Source organism: Aquirufa sp. A-Brett2-W8 (assembly GCF_054558755.1).
The window spans coordinates 1-22,313 of the sequence record NZ_JBPXKS010000004.1; the positions used below are offsets into that span (position 1 = coordinate 1).

General features: G+C 44.1%; 15 protein-coding genes. 8 read left to right on the top strand and 7 right to left on the bottom strand.

What is annotated here, in order from left to right; all coding sequences use genetic code 11:
• Positions 1-280: 280 nt before the first annotated feature.
• Both pruA and ACST13_RS03560 read right to left on the bottom strand, forming a co-directional pair.
• Positions 281-1,909: an L-glutamate gamma-semialdehyde dehydrogenase gene (gene pruA, locus ACST13_RS03555; RefSeq protein WP_459521848.1), complete on the bottom strand. Its 1,629-nt coding sequence runs from the start codon at positions 1,907-1,909 to the stop codon at positions 281-283.
• Between the two features lie 57 nt (positions 1,910-1,966).
• Positions 1,967-2,707 (bottom strand): helix-hairpin-helix domain-containing protein, encoded by a 741-nt coding sequence (locus ACST13_RS03560; RefSeq protein WP_459521849.1) that lies wholly within the window; start codon positions 2,705-2,707, stop codon positions 1,967-1,969.
• Positions 2,708-3,106: 399 nt separating this feature from the next.
• Between ACST13_RS03560 and rpoB the strand changes: the two genes are divergently transcribed.
• From rpoB to ACST13_RS03600, 8 genes are all read left to right on the top strand, one after another.
• The gene (gene rpoB / locus ACST13_RS03565; protein WP_459521850.1) at positions 3,107-6,979 is read left to right on the top strand and encodes a DNA-directed RNA polymerase subunit beta; all 3,873 of its coding nucleotides are present in this window, start codon (positions 3,107-3,109) and stop codon (positions 6,977-6,979) included.
• Between the two features lie 59 nt (positions 6,980-7,038).
• On the top strand, positions 7,039-11,370 hold the full coding sequence (gene rpoC, locus ACST13_RS03570; RefSeq protein WP_459521851.1) for a DNA-directed RNA polymerase subunit beta': 4,332 nt from the start codon (positions 7,039-7,041) through the stop codon (positions 11,368-11,370).
• A gap of 72 nt (positions 11,371-11,442) precedes the next feature.
• Entirely contained in the window at positions 11,443-11,763 is a 321-nt protein-coding gene (locus tag ACST13_RS03575; RefSeq protein WP_459521852.1) for a DUF3467 domain-containing protein, read from the top strand.
• Between the two features lie 88 nt (positions 11,764-11,851).
• Positions 11,852-13,303, top strand: coding sequence for a tagaturonate reductase (locus ACST13_RS03580; RefSeq protein WP_459521853.1), 1,452 nt, complete (start codon positions 11,852-11,854; stop codon positions 13,301-13,303).
• A 195-nt stretch (positions 13,304-13,498) separates the two neighbouring features.
• The gene (uxaC, locus tag ACST13_RS03585) at positions 13,499-14,905 is read left to right on the top strand and encodes a glucuronate isomerase (RefSeq protein WP_459521854.1); all 1,407 of its coding nucleotides are present in this window, start codon (positions 13,499-13,501) and stop codon (positions 14,903-14,905) included.
• Positions 14,905-15,915, top strand: coding sequence for a PfkB family carbohydrate kinase (locus ACST13_RS03590; RefSeq protein ID WP_459521855.1), 1,011 nt, complete (start codon positions 14,905-14,907; stop codon positions 15,913-15,915). The genes uxaC and ACST13_RS03590 overlap by 1 nt, the downstream gene beginning before the upstream one ends.
• Before the next feature lie 2 nt (positions 15,916-15,917).
• A complete protein-coding gene (locus ACST13_RS03595) occupies positions 15,918-16,580 on the top strand; it encodes a bifunctional 4-hydroxy-2-oxoglutarate aldolase/2-dehydro-3-deoxy-phosphogluconate aldolase (protein ID WP_459521856.1) in 663 nt (220 codons plus the stop codon).
• A 1-nt stretch (position 16,581) separates the two neighbouring features.
• Entirely contained in the window at positions 16,582-17,865 is a 1,284-nt protein-coding gene (locus ACST13_RS03600; RefSeq protein ID WP_459521857.1) for an MFS transporter, read from the top strand.
• Here the strand turns inward: ACST13_RS03600 and ACST13_RS03605 are convergent.
• The 5 genes from ACST13_RS03605 to ACST13_RS03625 are packed head-to-tail and all read right to left on the bottom strand — an operon-like array spanning position 17,862 to position 22,294.
• On the bottom strand, positions 17,862-18,446 hold the full coding sequence (locus ACST13_RS03605) for a precorrin-2 dehydrogenase/sirohydrochlorin ferrochelatase family protein (protein ID WP_459521858.1): 585 nt from the start codon (positions 18,444-18,446) through the stop codon (positions 17,862-17,864). The genes ACST13_RS03600 and ACST13_RS03605 overlap by 4 nt on opposite strands.
• A complete protein-coding gene (rlmN, locus tag ACST13_RS03610) occupies positions 18,439-19,437 on the bottom strand; it encodes a dual-specificity RNA methyltransferase RlmN (RefSeq protein ID WP_459522133.1) in 999 nt (332 codons plus the stop codon). The genes ACST13_RS03605 and rlmN overlap by 8 nt, the downstream gene beginning before the upstream one ends.
• Before the next feature lie 56 nt (positions 19,438-19,493).
• Positions 19,494-19,946, bottom strand: coding sequence for a GatB/YqeY domain-containing protein (locus ACST13_RS03615; protein ID WP_459521859.1), 453 nt, complete (start codon positions 19,944-19,946; stop codon positions 19,494-19,496).
• Positions 19,947-19,958: 12 nt separating this feature from the next.
• Positions 19,959-21,473 (bottom strand): GH3 auxin-responsive promoter family protein, encoded by a 1,515-nt coding sequence (locus ACST13_RS03620; RefSeq protein ID WP_459521860.1) that lies wholly within the window; start codon positions 21,471-21,473, stop codon positions 19,959-19,961.
• 2 nt (positions 21,474-21,475) lie between these two features.
• Complete coding sequence (locus tag ACST13_RS03625) at positions 21,476-22,294, bottom strand: glycerophosphodiester phosphodiesterase family protein (RefSeq protein WP_459521861.1); 819 nt, start codon at positions 22,292-22,294, stop codon at positions 21,476-21,478.
• Between the last annotated feature and the right edge of the window lie 19 nt (positions 22,295-22,313).

Below are 22,313 nucleotides of genomic sequence, written 5' to 3' on the forward strand. Positions count from 1 at the left end.
TCTTGTACCTCCAATAAACCGTCCAAAGCAACCCGCTCTGGTGTGAATCTAATCACTCGATTTACTCTCAGTCTTGCCCTAGAAACCTTCTGTTCCTAGCGATTGGGAGTGCAAAGATGTAGGATTAATTCTTTAAACGCAAGTATGCCTGTGAAACTTTTTAAGAAGAATTGCCTAAAACACTGAAAATCAAAGAGAACAAATAAAATAAAAAATGAAAAAATCCTCGCAAAAATTAATTCTGCGAGGATTTGGACTTTATTTGGCAATAATAAGATTATTACTTTTCTAAGAATGGGTACCTAAAATCCGTAGGAGAAACGAAGACTTCCTTCACCGTACGCGGCGAAACCCAGCGTAATAAATTCAAATAAGACCCCGCTTTATCATTCGTTCCAGAGGCGCGCGCACCGCCGAAAGGCTGCTGGCCCACCACGGCTCCCGTACACTTATCATTTAAATACAAATTCCCTGCGGCATTTTCCAACACCTTCATCGCCTCGAGCATCGCATATTTATCTTGAGCGAAAATAGCCCCGGTTAAAGCGTAGGCCGAAGTCGAATCCACTAAAGCGAGCGTTTCCTTCCAGGCAGCATCTTTGTATACATAGATCGTTAGAACGGGTCCAAAAATCTCTTCCACCATCGTGCGGTAAGTCGGGTTCGTGGTTAATAGCACGGTAGGCTCCACGAAATATCCTTTTGAGTCGTCGAAGTTACCGCCGGAAACGATGGTGACTTCAGGAGATTTTTTTGCTTCACTTATATAAGAGGTGATTTTGGCGAAGGCTTTCGCGTCGATTACTGCGTTCACGAAGTTTTCGAAATCTTCCGTGCCGCCCATTTTGATGGCGGCTAAATCTGTTTTCAATTGTGCTTCTACGGCTGGCCATAAAGAGGCTGGAACGTAGGCACGCGAGGCGGCGGAACATTTTTGGCCTTGGTATTCAAAGGCACCACGGATTAAACCGGTCGTTAAAGCTTGTGGATCTGCGGAAGAATGGGCTACAACGAAGTCCTTTCCACCGGTTTCGCCTACAATTCGAGGATACGATTTATAGTTGGCGATGTTTTGGCCTATATTCTTCCAAATCGTCTGAAACACACCTGTCGATCCCGTAAAGTGAATTCCCGCAAAATCCCGGTGAGCAAACACCACTTCTCCCGCTTCCGGGCCATCCGCTAACACTAAATTAATAACTCCAGCCGGCAAACCTGCCTCCTCTAAAATATCCATCAATAATCCCGCCGAATAGACCTGCGTAGGCGACGGTTTCCAAACGACCGTATTCCCCATCAATGCCGGCGCCGCTGGTAAATTCCCCGCAATCGCCGTGAAATTAAAGGGAGTCAAGGCATAAACGAAGCCCTCTAAAGGACGGTATTCCAAGCGATTCCATACACCCGGAGAAGAAATGGGCTGTTGGCTATAAATTTGTTGTGCATAATGCACGTTAAAACGTAAGAAATCAATCCACTCACAGGCCGCATCAATTTCCGCCTGGTAGGCATTCTTCGATTGGCCTAACATCGTGCGCGCATTTAATTGCATTCTATATTTAGTCGCCGAAAGATCAGCCGCCTTCAAAAATATCGCTGCGCGTTCCTCCCAAGGCATCGATGACCAAGCGGATCTAGCCGCCAAAGCCGCATCAATCGCCTGAGCAACCTCTGCTTTTCCTCCTTCGTAATAATGCCCTAATATATGTTGGTGATCGTGCGGGCAAGTCATGGCAACTTTTTTGGCCCCCTTCACAGAACGACCCGCGATACGCATGTGCACATCGATTTGCTGATTCCGCAAACCAGTAAGGGCTTGCTTTAATTTTATGCGTTCCGCTGAATTCGCGCCGTATTGTAAAATCGGCTCATTCACAGGTGTAGGAACTTGAAAAACTCCTGAGGACATATTGTTTCGTTGATGTGTATTAAATAGGATACTAAATTACGGGTTTTCTACTTATTATCAAGGTGCCTGCAATGGAGCATCGAAGCTGAGGTAAGGTTTCAATCGCCTCCACGCCACCTGATCTAGTAATTGTATTTGCTGCAATGATTCGAAATCCTTCAGCGGACCATGCTGTTTTCTGTAGGCCAAAACCACCTTCGACTGACCATAGGGCAAATACGGGTGCTTGAAATCTTTCCATTCCACCTGATTAATTTTCAAAAATCGATAAACTCCTGCTCCTACCTTTAATAAGGCCTTATTTTCTTTTACCCAAACCGAGTCCAGGCCATAGACCTCCTTCAATTGATCCACCTGGTAAAACCCACCCAATTTCTCCCGATAGGTGATGATCCTTTTGGCAAAACCAGGACCAATCCCGTTCAAGGCGACCCAAGCCGCCGAGTCCGCGGTATTGATATCAATCGCCTGCTGCCTCCTGTGGCCTCCTGACTCTTTCCCTCCGGACTTATGGCTCCCATAGTCGACCCAAGCTTTCCGCCGGCCTCCGGACTTATAGCCTCCGGACTCATTCCCTCCGGACTTAAACCCTCCGGACTTCGGACTAATCTCCTTATAATTCGCCTCCCAAACCACCGGATTAAATTCCAACCTTTGCTGCTCTTTACTATAGTACTCGCTTCCTATATAATAGACCACATAGATGCCCATCATAAAGAAGAGAACAATAATCCCTTTCATCTCATCGTGTGTGTAGGCGAGGGTGAAGCGGAGGTAATAGTGGATCTTATTTTTCATTAGTGGATGATTTTAAAGCACAAAGAATAAAGTTGGTTAAAAATGATGCTGAAGCCCCATTTTCGTTGTTATAGAAAGGCAGACCACAACACTTCATAAAAGCATCGCCTACGGCGACTCCAACTTTATTCTTTGTGCTTTATGCTCTATTCTTTAATTACAAGGCAATCTCAAACAAAAATCCCACACCTCCCTTGCATCTCAAAAAATTATCAGTACCTTTGCAGGCTATTTTAGGGTACAAGTCTACGGACCTATCCAAAAAGAAATGATTTCTGAAACACAATTCCTTTATCGTAGGGGAAACGCAAAGGGGAATCATTTTTCATCTACGAGGCATTTCAGCTTTAAATTGTGCCCTAAGGGCCCTTATTCATTTAATTTAAAACGTATATAGCCTTGAGTAACATCACTGCCACCGGAAGACACAGCTTTGCAAAAACGCAGTCTGTGATCGATTATCCAGATTTTCTGGATATCCAAATCAAATCCTTTCAGGATTTTTTCCAGCTAGAAACAGCTGCCGAGAATCGTACTGACGAAGGTTTATTTAAAGTGTTTGCTGAGAATTTTCCAATCGCGGATTCGCGGGAAAATTTCGTTTTGTCGTTCGTTGACTACTCTGTAGATCCGCCGAAATATTCGGTAGATGAGTGTATCGACCGCGGTTTAACGTATTCAGTACCTTTAAAAGCGAAATTACGCTTGATCTGTAATGATACAGACAACGAGGATTTCCAAACCATCGAACAGGAAGTATTCTTAGGAAACATCCCTTACATGACAGAGCGTGGATCATTCGTGATCAATGGTGCTGAGCGTGTCATCGTTTCTCAGTTGCACCGTTCGCCAGGTGTATTCTTCGCGCAATCGAAGCATACGAATGGAACTAAATTGTATTCGGCTCGTATCATTCCATTCAAGGGTTCTTGGATTGAGTTTGCAACGGACGTTAACAATGTGATGTATGCGTACATCGACCGTAAAAAGAAATTCCCAGTGACTGTATTGCTTCGTGCGATTGGTTATGGTAATGACAAGGACATCCTTGATTTATTTGGCCTAGCTGAAGAAATGAAGGTGGACAAGAAAAACTTGAAAACTACGGTAGGACGTCGCTTAGCTGCGAGGGTTTTGAAAACGTGGCAGGAAGACTTCGTAGATGAAGATACAGGTGAGGTAGTTTCTATCGACCGTAACGAAATCTTGATCGAGCGTGATACCGTTATTACGGAGAACGAGATCGAGACGATTTTGGAATCAGGATCAAGCACGATCATCTTGCACAAAGACGATGTGAACGTATCAGATTACAACATCATCTACAATACATTACAAAAAGATACATCCAACTCGGAAAAAGAGGCGGTAGAAGTTATCTACAAGCAATTACGTAATACGGATGCTCCAGATGAGCAAACGGCACGTGATATCATCCAAAACTTGTTCTTCTCGGATAAGCGTTATGATTTAGGCGAAGTAGGTCGTTACCGTATCAATAAAAAATTAGGCCACGATATCCCGATGGATATTAAGGTGTTGACTAAGGAAGATATCATTTCTATCGTGAAGTATTTGATCGGTTTGATCAACTCTCGCGCGGTTGTCGATGATATTGACCACTTGTCTAACCGTCGTGTACGTACGGTGGGTGAGCAATTATATGCTCAGTTCGGCGTAGGTTTAGCACGTATGGCTCGTACGATCAAAGAACGTATGAACGTTCGTGATAACGAGGACTTTAAGCCAGTAGATTTAATTAATGCACGTACCTTATCGTCTGTGATTAACTCGTTCTTTGGAACGAATCAGTTATCTCAGTTTATGGACCAAACAAATCCATTAGCCGAGATCACGCACAAGCGTCGTATGTCTGCACTAGGGCCAGGTGGTCTTTCTCGCGAAAGAGCTGGTTTCGAGGTTCGTGACGTTCACTATACGCACTACGGTCGTCTTTGTACGATTGAAACACCAGAGGGACCGAACATCGGTTTGATTTCATCTCTTTGTGTGCACGCGAAAGTAAACGGAATGGGCTTCATTGAAACTCCTTACCGTCTAATCGAATCAGGTAAAGTAGATACGTCTACGACTGTTTCGTATTTAACGGCAGAAGAAGAAGATGGAATGAACATCGTTCAAGCGAATGCACAGATTGACAAAACGGGTAAATTCTTATCGGAGCGTGTGAAGGCACGTTTTGAAGGTGACTTCCCTTTAGTGAATCCAGCGGACGCACAATATATGGACGTTGCTCCTAACCAAATCGTATCCGTTGCTGCTTCTATGATTCCTTTCTTAGAGCATGATGATGCGAACCGTGCCTTGATGGGATCGAACATGCAGCGCCAAGCTGTGCCTTTATTGCGCCCAGAAGCGCCTATCGTAGGTACAGGTTTAGAGCACCGCGTGGCGATTGACTCTCGCACATTAGTAGTAGCAGAAGGTAGCGGGGTTATCGAATATGTAGATGCCTTGAAAATCGTTGTTAACTACGATCAAACAGAAGAGCAAAAATTAGTGAGCTTCCACGGTTCTACTAAAGAATACAAATTAATCAAGTTCCGTAGAACGAACCAGGATACAACGATTAACTTAAAGCCAATTGTCTTCAAAGGACAAAAAGTGGTGAATGGTCAAGCGCTTTGCGAGGGTTATGCAACTCAAGCAGGTGAGCTAGCTTTAGGTCGTAACATGAAAGTGGCGTTCATGCCATGGCAAGGTTATAACTTTGAGGATGCGATTGTGATGTCGGAGAAAGTAGTTCGTGACGATATCTTTACTTCGATCCACATTGAGGAATTCGAATTAGAGGTGCGTGATACGAAACGTGGTGAGGAGGAATTAACTTCAGAGATCCCGAACGTTTCAGAAGAGACAGTTCGTAACCTAGATGAGAACGGTGTTGTTCGTGTAGGTTCAGAGGTGAAAGAAGGAGATATCTTGATTGGTAAGATTACGCCAAAAGGAGAATCTGATCCAACTCCAGAAGAGAAATTATTACGTGCCATCTTTGGTGACAAAGCAGGTGATGTAAAAGATGCTTCGAAGAAAGCGCCGCCGTCATTAAAAGGGGTGGTAATCGATACGAAATTGTTCGCTCGTCCTAAAAAGGATAAAGAAGAACGTGATAAATCGAAAGCTGAATTGAAGAAAGTAATGAAGCAATACGGTAAAGACTTATTAGACGTGCGTAAAATCATGATCGATAAGACCGTTACTTTATTAGCTGGAAAAACGTGTGGTGGTATCCGTCACAAGTTTGGTACAGTGATCGTAGAGAAGGGAGTTAAATTCACTGCGAAAAACATCGAAGAATTATTATTCCCAGATAAAAACTTATACCGCGATGAGTCAACGTATGCAGTTCCAGAAGAAGCGAATTTACTTTCAGATTTGATCGTAGAGGACGCTACTGCGGATGCAGCGACTAACGCGACTTTCTTAGCCTTAATTAAGAGTTTCCACGTTCGTCGTAACGAAATCGCTGGAAATTTCAAGCGTGAGCGTTTTGTGTTAGAGGTAGGTGATGAATTGCCTGCAGGTATCGTGAAATTAGCGAAGGTGTATGTAGCTAAGAAACGTAAGTTAAAAGTGGGTGATAAGATGGCGGGTCGTCACGGTAATAAGGGTATAGTTGCCCGTATCGTTCGTGAAGAAGATATGCCATTCTTAGAAGATGGAACACCAGTAGATATCGTATTGAATCCACTAGGCGTACCATCTCGTATGAACTTAGGACAAATTTACGAGACCGTATTAGGTTGGGCTGGTCAAAAATTAGGTAAGCGTTACGCTACGCCTATTTTCGACGGTGGAACTGAAGCAGAGGTAGCTGCTGAATTAACATTAGCAGGCTTACCAGACTGGGGTCGTACGTATTTATACAATGGTTTAACGGGTGATAAATTTGATCAACCGGTGACTGTAGGTATCATCTATATGTTGAAACTGGGTCACTTAGTCGATGATAAGATGCACGCACGTTCGATCGGACCTTACTCATTAATTACGCAACAACCATTGGGTGGTAAAGCTCAATTCGGTGGTCAGCGTTTTGGTGAGATGGAGGTTTGGGCATTAGAGGCCTTCGGAGCAGCGAATATCTTGCAAGAGATCTTAACTGTGAAGTCTGATGATGTCATCGGTCGCGCTAAAGCTTATGAAGCGATTGTGAAAGGGGAGAATATGCCTAAGCCGAACATTCCAGAATCATTCAATGTATTGATTCATGAATTGAGAGGTTTAGCCCTTGAAATCACCCTTGAATAAAAACCATTGGGCTTTGGCCCTAAAAAAAAGAGTTCATTTTCCAATAAAATACAAAGAAAATGTCATTTAAAAAGACTAGAAAGCTGAATAGCGATTTCCAAAAAGTAACCATTTCCCTTGCCTCTCCAGAGTCCATCTTAGAGGGGTCTAACGGGGAGGTAACACAACCGGAAACCATCAACTACCGTACCTACAAACCCGAAATGGGTGGTTTGTTTTGCGAGCGTATCTTCGGTCCTACGAAGGATTGGGAGTGTCACTGCGGTAAATACAAGCGTATACGTTACAAAGGCATCATTTGCGATCGCTGTGGTGTAGAAGTAACCGAGAAAAAAGTACGTCGTGAGCGTATGGGCCACATCGAATTAGTGGTTCCCGTAGCACACATTTGGTACTTCCGTAGCTTACCGAATAAAATCGGTTACATGCTAGGTCTATCTACTAAGAAATTAGACCAAGTGATCTATTACGAGCGATTTGTGGTAGTTCAAGCAGGTATGTACGCGGAAGAAGGAAAGATTGGTAGCCAATACCTTGATTTCTTAACAGAAGACGAGTACTTAGATATCTTAGACAAATTACCGCGCGAGAACCAACATTTACCTGATGAAGATCCACAGAAATTCATCGCGAAAATGGGTGCTGACGCGTTAAATATGTTATTGTCACGCATCGAATTAAACAGCTTATCGGCTGACTTACGTCACTCTGCGGATACAGAATCATCTCAACAACGTAAGGCTGAAGCCTTGAAGCGTTTAAAGGTGGTAGAAGCATTCCGTGAGTCGATCGGTCGTATCGATAACCGTCCAGAGTGGATGATCATCAAAATGGTCCCCGTAATTCCACCAGAATTACGTCCTTTAGTGCCATTAGATGGAGGTCGTTTTGCGACATCTGATTTGAACGATCTATACCGTCGTGTGATTATCCGTAACAACCGTTTGAAGCGTTTGATCGAGATCAAAGCGCCAGAGGTAATCTTACGTAATGAGAAGCGGATGTTGCAAGAGGCTGTAGATAGCTTATTTGACAACTCACGTAAAGTAAATGCGGTTCGTTCTGAAGGTAACCGTGCCTTGAAATCCCTTTCTGATATGTTGAAAGGTAAGCAAGGTCGTTTCCGTCAAAACTTATTAGGTAAGCGTGTCGATTATTCAGGTCGTTCTGTTATCGTGGTAGGTCCAGAATTGAAAATGCACGAGTGTGGTCTTCCGAAGGATATGGCAGCTGAATTATTCAAGCCGTTTGTTATCCGTAAGTTGATCGAACGTGGTATTGTAAAGACGGTTAAGTCTGCGAAGAAAATTGTTGATCGTAAGGATCCAGTGGTTTGGGATATTTTAGAAAACGTAATGAAAGGACATCCAATCCTTTTAAACCGTGCTCCTACCCTTCACCGTTTAGGTATCCAAGCTTTCCAACCGAAATTAATCGAAGGAAAAGCAATCCAATTGCACCCATTAACTTGTACGGCATTTAACGCCGATTTTGATGGTGACCAGATGGCGGTTCACGTTCCACTAGGACATGAAGCGATTTTGGAAGCCTCTCTATTAATGCTTGCATCTCATAACATCTTGAACCCAGCGAATGGTGCCCCTATTACGGTACCATCTCAGGACATGGTGTTAGGTTTATATTATGTAACGAAAGGTCGTAAGACAACTCCTGACCACAAAGTAGAAGGAGAAGGACGTCGTTTCTACGGATTTGAGGAGGTTGTTATCGCCTTGAACGAGAAGAAATTATCGAAGCACGCGAACATCGTAGTGAAAGCTACGGTACGTAAGGAAGATGGTACATTGGTAGAAGAAATGGTGGAAACTGTTGCTGGCCGAGTATTATTCAACTTATGTGTTCCTGAGGCAGTAGGTTACATTAATGAGTTATTGACGAAGAAGAAGTTACAACAAATCATCTCACATGTTCACAAGATCTGTGGTATGGCTCGTACGGCTCAATTCTTAGATGATATTAAAGAATTAGGTTTCCAACAAGCCTTCCACGGTGGTTTATCGATGGGTATTGGCGATGTTCAAATTCCTGCTGAGAAGGCTTCATTAGTGAAGAAAGCACAGGAAGATGTTCAAGCGGTTTGGGACAACTACTTAATGGGTCTAATCACAGATAACGAGCGTTACAACGCAGTTATTGATATCTGGACAAAAGTGAACTCGAAAATTACCGAGACGCTAATGAAGCAGATGGAGGAAGACAACCAAGGATTTAACGCGATCTACATGATGATGCACTCCGGAGCCCGTGGTTCTCGTGAGCAAATTCGTCAACTAGGTGGTATGCGTGGTTTGATGGCGAAGCCTCAGAAGAACTTACAAGGTTCTATTGGTGAAATCATCGAAAACCCGATCCTTTCAAACTTTAAAGAAGGTCTTGACGTATTAGAGTACTTTATCTCGACTCACGGTGCGCGTAAAGGTTTGGCAGATACTGCCTTGAAAACAGCCGATGCGGGTTACTTGACACGTCGTCTACATGATGTAGCTCAAGATGTTATTGTAAATGAGGACGATTGCGGTACCCTTCGTGGTATTGAAGTTTTCCCATTGAAAGACAACGAGGAGATCATTGAACCATTATCGGAACGTATCTTAGGTCGTGTTTCTATTCACGATGTATATGATCCGATCACAAATGAATTAATCGTTGCTTCAGGCGATGAAATCACTGAAATAGTAGCGAATAAAATTGATGAGACAGCGATCGAATCAGTAGAAATTCGTTCGGTATTAACTTGTGAGACTTTAAGCGGTGTTTGTGCGAAATGTTACGGACGTAACTTAGCGACAGCAGCGATGGTGAACTTAGGAGAAGCAGTAGGTGTAATCGCCTCTCAATCCATTGGTGAGCCAGGTACACAGTTAACATTACGTACGTTCCACGTAGGTGGTACAGCACAAAACGTTTCTTTAGATGCGAGCGTAAAAGCGAAATTTGACGGAGTAGTTAACTTCGAAGAGGTTCGTTCTGTAAGCTCTACCGATGCGGACGGTAGTCCAGTTGAAATTGTGATGGGTCGTTCTGGTGAGATTCAAATTGTGAATCCAGCAAATAAACAAATATTGATCTCTTCTAACATTCCTTATGGTTCATTCTTACGTGTTAAGGAAGGCCAAGCAGTGAAAAAAGGAGATGAAATCTGTGCTTGGGATCCATACAATGCGGTAATCCTTTCTGAGGCTGAAGGTAAAATTGAATTCGAAGCAATCGAAGAAAACAATACCTACAAAGAGGAAGCGGATGAGCAAACGGGTATGCGTGAGAAGGTTATTGTAGAATCGAAAGATAAGACGAAGAACCCATCTGTATTAGTGAAAGCAAAAGGTAAAGAAGATTTAGTATATAACGTTCCAGTAGGTGCTCGTTTAGCCATCAACGAAGGAGATAAAATCAAAGCGGGTCAAATTATCGCTAAGATTCCTCGTGCAGCAGGTAAAACGCGTGACATTACGGGAGGTCTACCACGTGTAACGGAATTATTCGAAGCGCGTAACCCTTCTAACCCAGCGGTTGTAACTGAGATTGATGGGGTTATTTCTTACGGTGTGATTAAGCGTGGTAATCGGGAGATTATCGTGACACCTAAAGAGGGAATCGAGCGTCGTTACTTAGTGCCTTTGACTCGTTTGATCTTAGTACAAAATAATGACTTCGTACGTGCGGGTTCTCCTTTATCTGATGGTGCTATTACGCCTTCAGATATCTTAAAGATCAAAGGACCTACGGCAGTACAAGAATATTTAGTGAACGAAATCCAAGACGTTTACCGTCTACAAGGTGTGAAGATCAATGATAAGCACATCGAGTGTATCGTTCGCCAAATGATGCAAAAAGTACAGATCCTAGAGCCAGGTGATACACAATTCTTACAAGGTCAAAACGTAGATCGTTTCGTATTCCGTCACGAGAACGACTTGATCTTAGATCAGAAAGTGATCACTGATGCGGGCGAATCTGAAAAATACAAAGCAGGTATGATTCTTTCTTCTCGTGCTTTACGTGATGAGAACTCTTCGTTAAAGCGTAGAGACTTGAAGTTAATGAAGGTGCGTGATGCGCAAGCAGCCGTTTCTTCGTCGAACTTACAAGGTATCACACAAGCGTCGTTAGGAACTGAATCATTCATCTCCGCTGCGTCGTTCCAGGAAACTACGAAAGTACTTTCTGAGGCGTCAATTCGCGCGAAAGTGGATACCTTAGAGGGCTTGAAAGAGAACGTTATCGTAGGTCACTTGATACCGGCAGGTACAGGTCTTCGTCGTTACAAAGACATCATCGTTACATCGAAAGATGAATTGAGAGCTTTGGAAGCGAAGAAGGAAGCTGCTGAGATCGCAGAAGCGAAAGAAAAAGTAGAGGCTGCAAACTAATTTGTAGATTCATTTGAATAGACCCCCGGCTTTTCTTAAGTTCGGGGGTTTATTTTTTATACCAAAAAAAATATGGAAAACCCCACAGAAGAAAATCAATTAAATATCGAGCTTCCAGAAGAAATGGCGGAAGGACATTATGTGAATTTAGCACTCATTGCGCACAGCCCATCAGAATTCGTAATGGACTTTATTCGCATCCTACCAGGCCTACCGAAGGCGAAAGTGAAGTCTAGAGTAGTAATGACTCCAGACCACGCGTATCGTCTAATGCAAGCGCTACAAGAGAATATTCAGAAGTATGAAGAGGCTTTTGGTCCGATTATGAAAGAGGGCGACTCCTCTGGTTTTCAATTCCCTATGAATTATAACGGCCCCATAGGCGAAGCGTAAACGTTTTAGATCATTTAATCCCATTTTTTTGCTTGAAAATCAGGTAAAAAGACGGGATTTGTGCCTTTTAAGTGAAATTACTATTACTATGCGCTTATCGAAAAAATTCCTGGAGTCAGGCAAACTACATTCAAGCATTCCTTTACAAATTCCTTCGCCGGAGGTTTTTACGTATCCGGAGAAAGTAGTGCAGTTTGGGACTGGCGTTTTGCAACGTGGACTTTGCGATTTTTATATCGACAAAGCGAACCGCCAAGGTATTTTCAAAGGTCGCGTAGTAGTTGTGAAATCTACCACGAAAGGCGGCGCAGATGCCTTCGACGAACAAGATGGATTGTACACCCACTGCATTAAGGGAATCGAAGATGGCGTAGCGAAAGAAGAAAATATCCTTAATTCCTCCATCTCGAGAACGATTACCGCTTCCAAGGATTGGGATAAAATTATCAAATGTGCGAAAAGTGAGGACATGCAAATCGTCCTTTCGAATACGACAGAAGTGGGCATCAGCTATGTGGCGAATGACCCGATTGCGAATGGTTGCCCAGCCTCATTCCCAGCTAAATTATTGGCTTTCTTACACGCGCGTTTCACGCATTTCCAAGGTTCTGCTACATCAGGAATGGTGATCGTGCCCACTGAATTAATTATCAATAACGGCGATGTATTAAAAGGCATCGTCTTGAAATTAGCGGCAGACCACGGTCTTTCTGCTGAGTTTGTTTCTTGGTTAGAAACAGCAAATCACTTCTGTAATTCATTAGTGGATCGCATCGTGCCCGGTAGCCCGGATGCGGCGACTAATGCCGAGATATGTGCACAATTAGGTTACGATGACTCTTTACTGATTATCTCGGAGGCGTATAGCCTTTGGGCGATTCAGGGAAGTAAAAAAGTAAAAGACGTGCTTTCCTTTGCTTCAGCAGATAAAGGCGTGATCATCGCAGAAGACATCGAAATCTACCGCGAATTGAAATTGCGCTTGTTGAATGGAACCCACACCCTGCTTTGCGGCATGTCCTATTTATTGGGTTTCCGTCTGGTGAAAGATGTGATGGCAAATGGCTATTTGAGCAAATTGATTATGAATTTAATGCTGAGCGAATTAGCGCTGGGCATCCCGTATAAGATGGATTTCAAGGTAGCGGATCGCTTCGGACGTTCGGTGTTAGACCGTTTCCGCAATCCGTATATTAACCATAAATTGATCGACATTACGGTACAGTATACGACGAAAATGCGGATGCGTAATGTGCCGTTGTTGATTAATTATGCCCAAAACTTTGGCAAAGCACCCGAGCTTTTCTGCATGGGATTCGCGGCCTATTTACAGTTTATGCAGGCGGTGAAAGAGGAAAATGGAAAGTATTATGGCGAAAGCAATGGGGAGGCTTATCCAATCCAATGCGACTATGCACCGTATTTTTACGAGGCATGGAAAGATTTTGACTTGAATAAAGTGCTGTCTGACACGGATCTTTGGGGCACGGATTTAACGAAGGTTCCGGGGTTTATGGAAGGAGTTGCTAAGTACCTTTGAGAGAGTATAGATAAGAGAGTAGAGAGTATCGATTTAAAGCATAAAGAATAGAGCACAAAGCATAAAGGAGAAAATGGTAAGTGGTGAATGGTAAATGATAAATGATTCCTCCGGACTCATTCCCTCCGGACTGACTACTGGCTACTGACTACTGGATACTGACTACTGTCTACTGAATAGATTAACCCACATACTATGAAAGCGTTTTTAGATAAAGATTTTTTATTGCAGTCCGAGACGGCGCAGACTTTGTACCATCAATATGCGGCAAAAATGCCCATTATTGATTACCACAATCATTTGATCCCACAGCAGATTGCGGAAGACAAGCAATTTGATAACATCACCCAAATCTGGCTAGCCGGCGACCACTACAAATGGCGCGCGATGCGAGCACATGGGGTTAATGAGAAATACATCACAGGGAATGCATCGGACGAGGAGAAATTCTTGAAATGGGCTGAAACCGTGCCTTATACGATGCGAAACCCACTTTATCACTGGACGCATTTGGAGTTGCAGCGCTATTTCGGGATTACAGAATTATTGAATGCAGAAAGCGGAAAGCGCATCTACGATCAGTGCAATGCCTTATTGCGTACTAAAGAATTTTCTGTGCGCAACCTTTTGTTAAAGATGAACGTGAAGGCCCTTTGTACGACGGATGATCCGATCGACAATTTGGCCTACCATTCACAAATCAAGGCAAGTGGATTCTCTATCAAGGTCTTGCCTACCTTCCGTCCAGATAAGGCGATGGGTGTGGATGACGAGATCGTATTTGTAGAATATGTAAACGCTGTAGCGAAGGCGGCTGAAATGGAGATTCATACCTTAGCAGATTATAAAAAGGCAATCGCTGCGAGACACGATTTTTTCCATTCGGTGGGTTGCCGATTAAGCGATCACGGATTAGAACAGATTTACGCGGATGAATATAGTGAGCAAGAAATTGCACACATTTTCGAGCGTTTAATGACGGGAAAAACGATTAATCAAAAGGAGAAAGTGCAATTCAAATCGGCGATGCTAGTTTATTTTGCACATTTAGATCATGCCAAAGGCTGGACACAACAGTTCCACCTAGGGGCTATTCGCAATAATAACGACCGACTATTAGGTGCTTTAGGGCCTGATACGGGATTTGATTCGATCGGGGATTTTGAGCAGGCGAGACCTTTGTCGAAATTCTTAAATCATTTAGATTCTACGAATCAATTAGCGAAGACGATATTGTATAATTTAAACCCGCGCGATAACGAATTATTAGCTACAATGACGGGTAATTTCCAAGATGGGACAATCGTAGGAAAGATGCAATTTGGGTCAAGCTGGTGGTTTTTAGACCAAAAAGACGGCATGGAAAAGCAGATCAATGCCCTATCCAATATAGGTATGCTAAGTCACTTCGTGGGGATGTTAACAGACTCGAGAAGTTTCCTTTCCTTCCCTCGCCATGAGTATTTTAGAAGAATCTTATGTAATTTACTAGGCGCGGATGTGGAAAACGGTGAATTGCCGGCGGATATCGCTTGGTTAGGCAAACTGGTGGAAGACATTTCTTATACTAACGCGGCAGGATTTTTTAATTTCGAGAATTAATGAAGAAGGTTATCACTTTTGGCGAAATCATGGGGCGTTTAAGCCCGGCAGGCTACGGTCGAATTACTCAAGCTCAATCACTCAACATCACCTACGGTGGTGGCGAGGCGAACGTGGCGGGAGGATTAGCCCATATCGGTTTTCCGGCGGAACATGTGACTTGTTTCCCAAACAACGAATTAGGAAAGGCGGCGGCAGGATACTACCGTCAGGTAGGGGTGGATATGTCCCATACCGTTTACCAAGAGGGCAGATTAGGTTTGTATTTTGTGGAGTTTGGGGCAGCGATGCGTCCGAGCAAAGTGACTTATGACCGCGCTGATTCAGCTTTTGCTAATTTAAACCCAGCGGATTTTAATTGGAAAGAAATATTCACAGGAGCAGGATGGTTTCATTGGACGGGTATAACGCCGGCCATTTCGGAAGCAGCTGCGACTGCCTTAAGAGCAGCTTTGAAAGAAGCAAAAGCACAAGGCTTGACGATTTCGGCGGATGTGAATTACCGAAAGAACCTTTGGCAATATGGTAAATCCGTTAAAGAAGTAATGCCCGATTTAATCGCGCAATGCGACATTATCGTGTGTGGAAAAGGCGATGCGGAAGATATATTAGACATCGTTCCCAACGGTTCTCAGAAAAGTGGATGGCACGATATCTGTATCCAGATTAAGGAGCGTTTTCCGAACATTAAGAAGATTATTAATACGAAACGAGGACAAATTTCTGCCTCTCAAAATAACTTGTCAGCGACGTCTTTCGATGGCAAAAAAGTCATCAAATCCGAAACGGTAGAAATCTCCCAAATCGTTGACCGCATCGGCGGTGGGGATGCTTTTATGGCTGGATATATTTACGGAAACCTCGTTTTAGGCGATGAGGCTAAGTCTTTGGCTTTTGGAGTGGCTGCATCCGCCTTAAAACACACGATCGAAGGAGATATTAATTTGTCTACTATAGACGAGATTCAGACCGTGATGGCCGGTGATATTACAGGACGATTAAAACGATAAAAATGGCTAGAAATTCAGCAGATGTAGTGTACTCACGATTAGCGGAAACGCCCATCGTCCCTTTATTTTTCAATGCCGATCAAACGATCGCCCAAAACGTGCTTAAAGCCTGCTACGATGGTGGAATTCGCGTTTTTGAATTCACGAACCGCGGCGAAGCGGCACCAGCCATTTTTGCGAAATTAATCGACTTCTGCGAGAAAGAATGCCCAGATTTAGTGCTTGGAATCGGTACCATTTACGATGCGAAACAGGCGAGCGAATTCATTGAAATGGGAGCTGATTTTATGTTACAACCATTTACGACACCTGAGGTTGGCGAAATTTGCGCGAAACATAACATCCCCTGGATGCCAGGAACGATGACCTTAACAGAAATTCGTAACGCGGAAATTTTAGGGGCAAAATACGTGAAGATTTTCCCAGGCAATGTGGTAGGACCTGCTTTCGTGAAAGCAATTCAAGGACCGATGCCGAAGACCAAAATTATGGTCACTGGTGGTGTTGAACCCAACCGCGAAAGTCTACAATCTTGGTTTGGCGCAGGTGCTGCAGCCGTAGGTTTGGGTTCTCAATTATTCCCAGCCGAATTAATTCAAAAACAAGACTATACCTCTATATCAAACACGATCGCTAATCTGATCAAAACCTATCACGAACTATAATATGGAAACAATTGGAAAGTACCGCTGGAAAATATGCGCTTTGCTATTTTTCGCGACGACGATTAACTACTTAGATCGACAGGTAATTGGATTATTAAAGCCGGTTTTAGAAAAAGAATTTGATTGGTCTGAGACTGATTATTCAAATATTGTTATTGCTTTCCAAGCGGCTTATGCGATTAGTTTATTGGGTTTTGGCGGCATTATTGATCGCATCGGAACCAAGTTAGGCTATTCGATATCGATCGTAGTTTGGAGTATCGCGGCGATGATGCATGCTTTAGCCACAGGCACGATGAGCTTTGCGTTTATGCGCGGTTTATTAGGTCTAGGCGAGGCAGGAAACTTTCCGGCAGCGATAAAGACGGTGGCAGAATGGTTCCCAAAAAACGAGCGGGCGCTGGCAACAGGTATATTTAATTCGGGAGCGAACATCGGTGCGGTGGCTGCTCCCATTTTGGTGCCCTGGATTTTAGGTGCTTATGGTTGGGAAATGGCATTTATCGCAACGGGGGCAATCGGGTTTATTTGGTTAATTTTCTGGTGGTTCTATTATGAAGTGCCTTCTAAGCACAAATCTTTATCTAAAGCTGAATTCGACTATATCCACGCAGATATGGAGGCGAAAGATGATAATGTAACGCCCGTGCGCTGGGCTAAGTTATTTGGATTCAAGCAGACTTGGGCCTTCTTTTTTGGCAAAATGTTTACGGATCCGATCTGGTGGTTCTTCCTATTCTGGTTACCATCCTACTTCTCTGAGCGCTTCCAATTAGACTTGAAGAAGCCTAGTTTAGAATTAATCATCGTGTATACGGCGACGACGATTGGTAGTATTGGAGGCGGTTGGCTGTCAGGTTATTTGATTAACAAAGGCTGGCCATCTTTCAAAGCACGTAAATGGTCCATGTTCAGTTTCGCCATCGCGGTGGTGCCTATCATGTTAGCGCGTTATTGCGATAATATCTGGCAGGCGGTAGGGTTGATTTCCCTAGCAGCTGCGGCTCACCAGGCTTGGAGCGCAAATATTTACTCGATCGCGACAGATATGTTCCCTAAGAAAGCGGTAAGTTCTGTCATCGGAATCGGTGGAATGGCTGGATCTGTGGGCGGTATTTTCTTCCCAATGATCGTGGGATCTTTACTAGACAAGTATAAATTATTAGGCAATATCAACGACGGATATAACATCATCTTCCTACTGTGCGGAAGTGCGTACATGATCGCTTGGGTGATTATTTATACCTTGGTACCTACGCTGGAGACAGCTAAGATCGACGATTAATCTTTCTTAGGAAAAATCAAATTCTTCGTCAATTCATTCAATTGGGTAATTTTCTCTTGAAAGTCACCCTTTAAAGTTTTGCGGGCAGCCTCTAATTGATCGAGGGAGGTTTGGATGTCTTCAGGGATCACGTCTTCGAGGAAGGCTCTGATTCTTTTGGCCAAAGTAGGCGATTTCCCATTCGTGGAAATCGCAATCTTCAAATCCCCTTTTTGGACGATCGACCCCAAGTAAAAATCACATAAAGGAGGCGTATCTGCTACGTTGCAAAGCAAATGCTGCGCAGCTGCTAAGGCTTTTATTTCTGCTTGTAATACAGGTGAATCAGTAGCACAGATAATCAAGTCTAGCCCTTCTAAATCAGTCGGCTGAAAACCGCGGGTTAATATATGAACGTGGGGAAAATCTTGTAAATACTCTAACGTTTCTGGGCGGAAAAAAGGCGCTACAAGCGTCAATTTTGCCTCCGGCGAATTGCGTAAAATCGCAGATGCTTTTTCCAAAGCCACATTCCCTCCTCCCACGACCAAAGTCTGGATTTGATCCATTTTCAAGAAGATAGGAAACATTGTATTAGGCATCTGCTGGAGCTTTTTTGCCGGCTAGTTGACCACAAGCCGCGTCAATATCGCGTCCGCGGGAGCGGCGAATATTCACGATCATTCGTTTGCTTTCTAAATAGGCAGAGAACTTCGCGATGGCATCTGCCTCCGCATTAACGAAGGTCGATTGTGCGATCGGATTGTATTCGATGAGGTTGATTTTGCATGGGATGCCTTTGGCAAACTCATACAATTCTCTAGCGTCCTCGATCGTATCATTAAACTTATTAAAAACGATGTATTCGAGGGTAATGTCATTCCCGGTTTTATCGAAGAAGTATAACAGCGCTGCCTTCAGTGACTCCAAGGTATTGCTCTCGTTAATGGGCATGATCTGGTTCCGCTTCGTATCATTCGCGGCGTGCAGGGAAAGTGCTAGATTGAACTTCACCTGATCGTCGCCTAATTTCTGAATCATCTTTGCGATACCCGCCGTAGACACCGTAATGCGGCGCGGAGACATCCCCAAACCGTCCGGGGACGTAATCTGCTCGACGGACTTTAACACATTCGCATAGTTCAAAAGCGGTTCGCCCATTCCCATGTAAACAATATTCGTCAGCGCCTGACCGTATTTTTCCTGTGCCTGATCGCGAATTAAAACGACCTGATCATAGATCTCAAAGGACTCTAGATTTCGTTTGCGATCCATATAACCCGTCGCACAAAAGCTGCAGGTTAAGGAGCAACCGACTTGAGAAGATACGCAAGCCGTCATGCGTTCGCGAGTAGGAATTAATACCCCCTCGATGAGGTTTTTATCGAATAATTCGAAGCTAGATTTGATCGTGCGATCGGAGCTAATCTGCGCCTCTGCGGTGGTTACAATTTGCAAAGAAAATTTCTCCGAAAGCCACTCGCGCGTCGTCTTCGGAATGTTTCCCATCGCGTCGAAACTGCGCGCTGATTTCTTCCAAATCCATTCGTGTACTTGCTTTGCCCGGAATGCAGGTTCTCCGGCTGCGAGCATTTCTGCTTTCAGCTGATCAAAACTTAAATTCCGTATGGCAATTTTTTTCTCCAATCTTATTTCTTTAATAATTCATTCACCTTTGCAGAAATCGCTTTGCCATCTGCTAAACCCGCTAATTGCTTCGAAGCTACACCCATCACTTTTCCCATATCGGCTGGACTTGTCGCGCCTACGGAGGCAATGATTTCGGTGATTTTCACCGTTAATTCTGCATCAGACAATTGCTTAGGCAAGAATTCTTCGATGATGGCTAATTCAACTTGCTCTTTTTCGGCTAAGTCAGGGCGATTTTGCGCTACATAGACTTCTAATGAATCGCGGCGTTGCTTCGCAGCCTTCATTAATATTTTCATTTCTGCATCTGTACTTAATCCCTCAGAGCTAGAGCCTGAAGTTTCTTCTAAAAGGATCATTGATTTGATCGCACGTAAAGCACGTAAACGGTCTGCGTCTTTCGCACGCATGGCATCTTTGATACCATTCTCGATAGTTAATTTTAACGACATAGCTTGTTTTGATTAAAAATGAGCCTTGACTCCTTCTAAAAATTCCCGGTGGTTACTTAACCTCGGAACTTTATGCTGGCCTCCTAATTTTCCTCGTTCTCGCATCCAGTTATGGAAAGTTCCGGCTGGGGCGATATGGATTAAAGGTGGGCCAAGCACTAAATCATAAGACCTTTTCGCATCGTAATCCGAGTTTTGCTCGCGTAGCGTTTGGTCTAAAATCTGTGCAAAGGTACGAAAATCTTTTGGGGCTTTTGAAAATTCAATAATCCATTCGTGGCAACCCGTTTTGCCTTCATTCATAAAGACCGGACCTGCCGTATAATCCTTGATCTCTGCCTGCGTCGCGGCGCAAGCGCGCGCGACGGCCGTCTCTGCATTCTCGATGATCAGCTCCTCGCCGAAGGCGTTGATAAAGTGCTTTGTCCGTCCGGAAATCTTGATGCGATAAGGACTCAGGGAGGTGAACTTCACGGTATCTCCGATCTTGTAGCGCCACAAGCCCGCGTTCGTAGAAATAACCATGGCGTAGTTTACGCCTACGGCCACCTGTTCCAACGTCACAATCGTATCAGCCTCCTCTCCCTCGTCGTTCATCGGAATGAACTCATAAAAAATGCCATAATCGAGCATCAGGAGCATCTCATCCGGTTTGGAAAGATCATCTTGAATCCCAAAAAAACCTTCCGACGCATTGTATATCTCTAAAAATCCAACCTGAGACGAGGGGAATATTTGGTTCTTAAATAACTCCCGATAAGGCCCAAAAGCCACCGCCCCGTGAATCATAAACTCAAAATTCTCCCACACCTCCAGAATCGACTTCTTACCGGTAATCTCTAAAATCTTCTCAATCAACACCAGCGTCCAAGTAGGAACGCCCAGAATACTCGTCACATTCTCCTTCGAGGTCTCCAGCGCCATCTTCTCGATCTTCTGATCCCAATCCCCCATCAGCGCCACATCGAGCGAAGGCGTGCGAATCATCTGAGCCCAAATAGGCAGATTCTTCATCACCACCGCCGACACATCCCCCATCAACATACTCGAATTCACCGGATTCTCAGACAGACTTCCACCAATCGACAAACCCTTCCCTTCGAAAATCTTCGTATCGGGCTTATTCTGAATCAGCAACGTAATCATATCCTTCCCCCCCATCATGTGGCATTCCTCCAGCGATTCCTTCGAAACGGGAATAAATTTACTCCGCGCATTCGTCGTCCCAGAAGACTTCGAAAACCAGTTAATGGGCGTATCCCACAAAATATTTTGCTCGCCTTGCATCATTCGATCGATGTAAGGAAAGATCTCCTCGTAGGTAGAAATAGGTACTTGTTGCTTGAATTTCTCGTAATCGCTAATTTCCTTATACCCGTGCTTAACGCCCCATTCCGTCGAGCGCCCATGCGTCAACAGGCCTTGCAGCATCTGGTCTTGTAATTCCAAAGGTCGTTCGTAAATCCCCTCGATCCGCGGCATCCTCCGCTTCATAAACCACAACAAGGTCTCATTAAACAAGGACATGTTTAGGGCTTTAAGAATTGAGGAGCACGATTCGGGTAATCGGTGATGATTCCATCCACTTGCCAATCACTAAATTTCTGCATCTCTGCCGTCGTGTTGATTGTCCAAGGTATAACTTGTATGTGACGCGCGTGACAAAAATCAATCTGCTCTTTTGTTAAAAACCGATGCGATGGACTAAAAATATCGGGTACAAATCCTAACGCCGAAAGCATCTGCTCCGGCGACTCTTTCTCCACTAAGGCAGAAATACGGCCTTTATGAATCGCCTTATTCCAGTATTGCAAAATCGCAAAATCGAAACTCTGCAAGATCAAAACGGAAGGCGAAATCTGCCCAGCAATCACCGACCAAACGCGGTCCGAAAATTCTTTCACCGTCGCCGGCTGGGAGATTCCATATTCGGAGGGTTCGGATTTGATTTCGATATTATAAAAAATCTGACGTCCTGTCTTGCGTGCAAAGGCTTCCCCTAGGGCTAAAACCTCTGAAAGCAATGGTTTATAGGTCGATACGCGTACTTGTTCTGGAAAAAGCTTGTTGCCACGAGATCCTACGTCGAAGGGTTTGATTTCGCTGTACGTTTTTTGGTATAAATTAATGGATGCATCGGTCACCGGACGCCCATCCGAAAACGAGGCATACAACGGATTCATATAGGGTTCGTGCGAAACATATACCTGGCCATCCGAAGACAGGCAAACATCCATTTCGAGTACGGTCACTCCCATCTCTAAGGCGTGTTTAAAAGCGGGTAGTGAGTTTTCTGGATACAAGCCTCTACAGCCCCTATGCCCTTGAATAACAGGTGATTGTGCCATAGAAAATAGATTTACACAC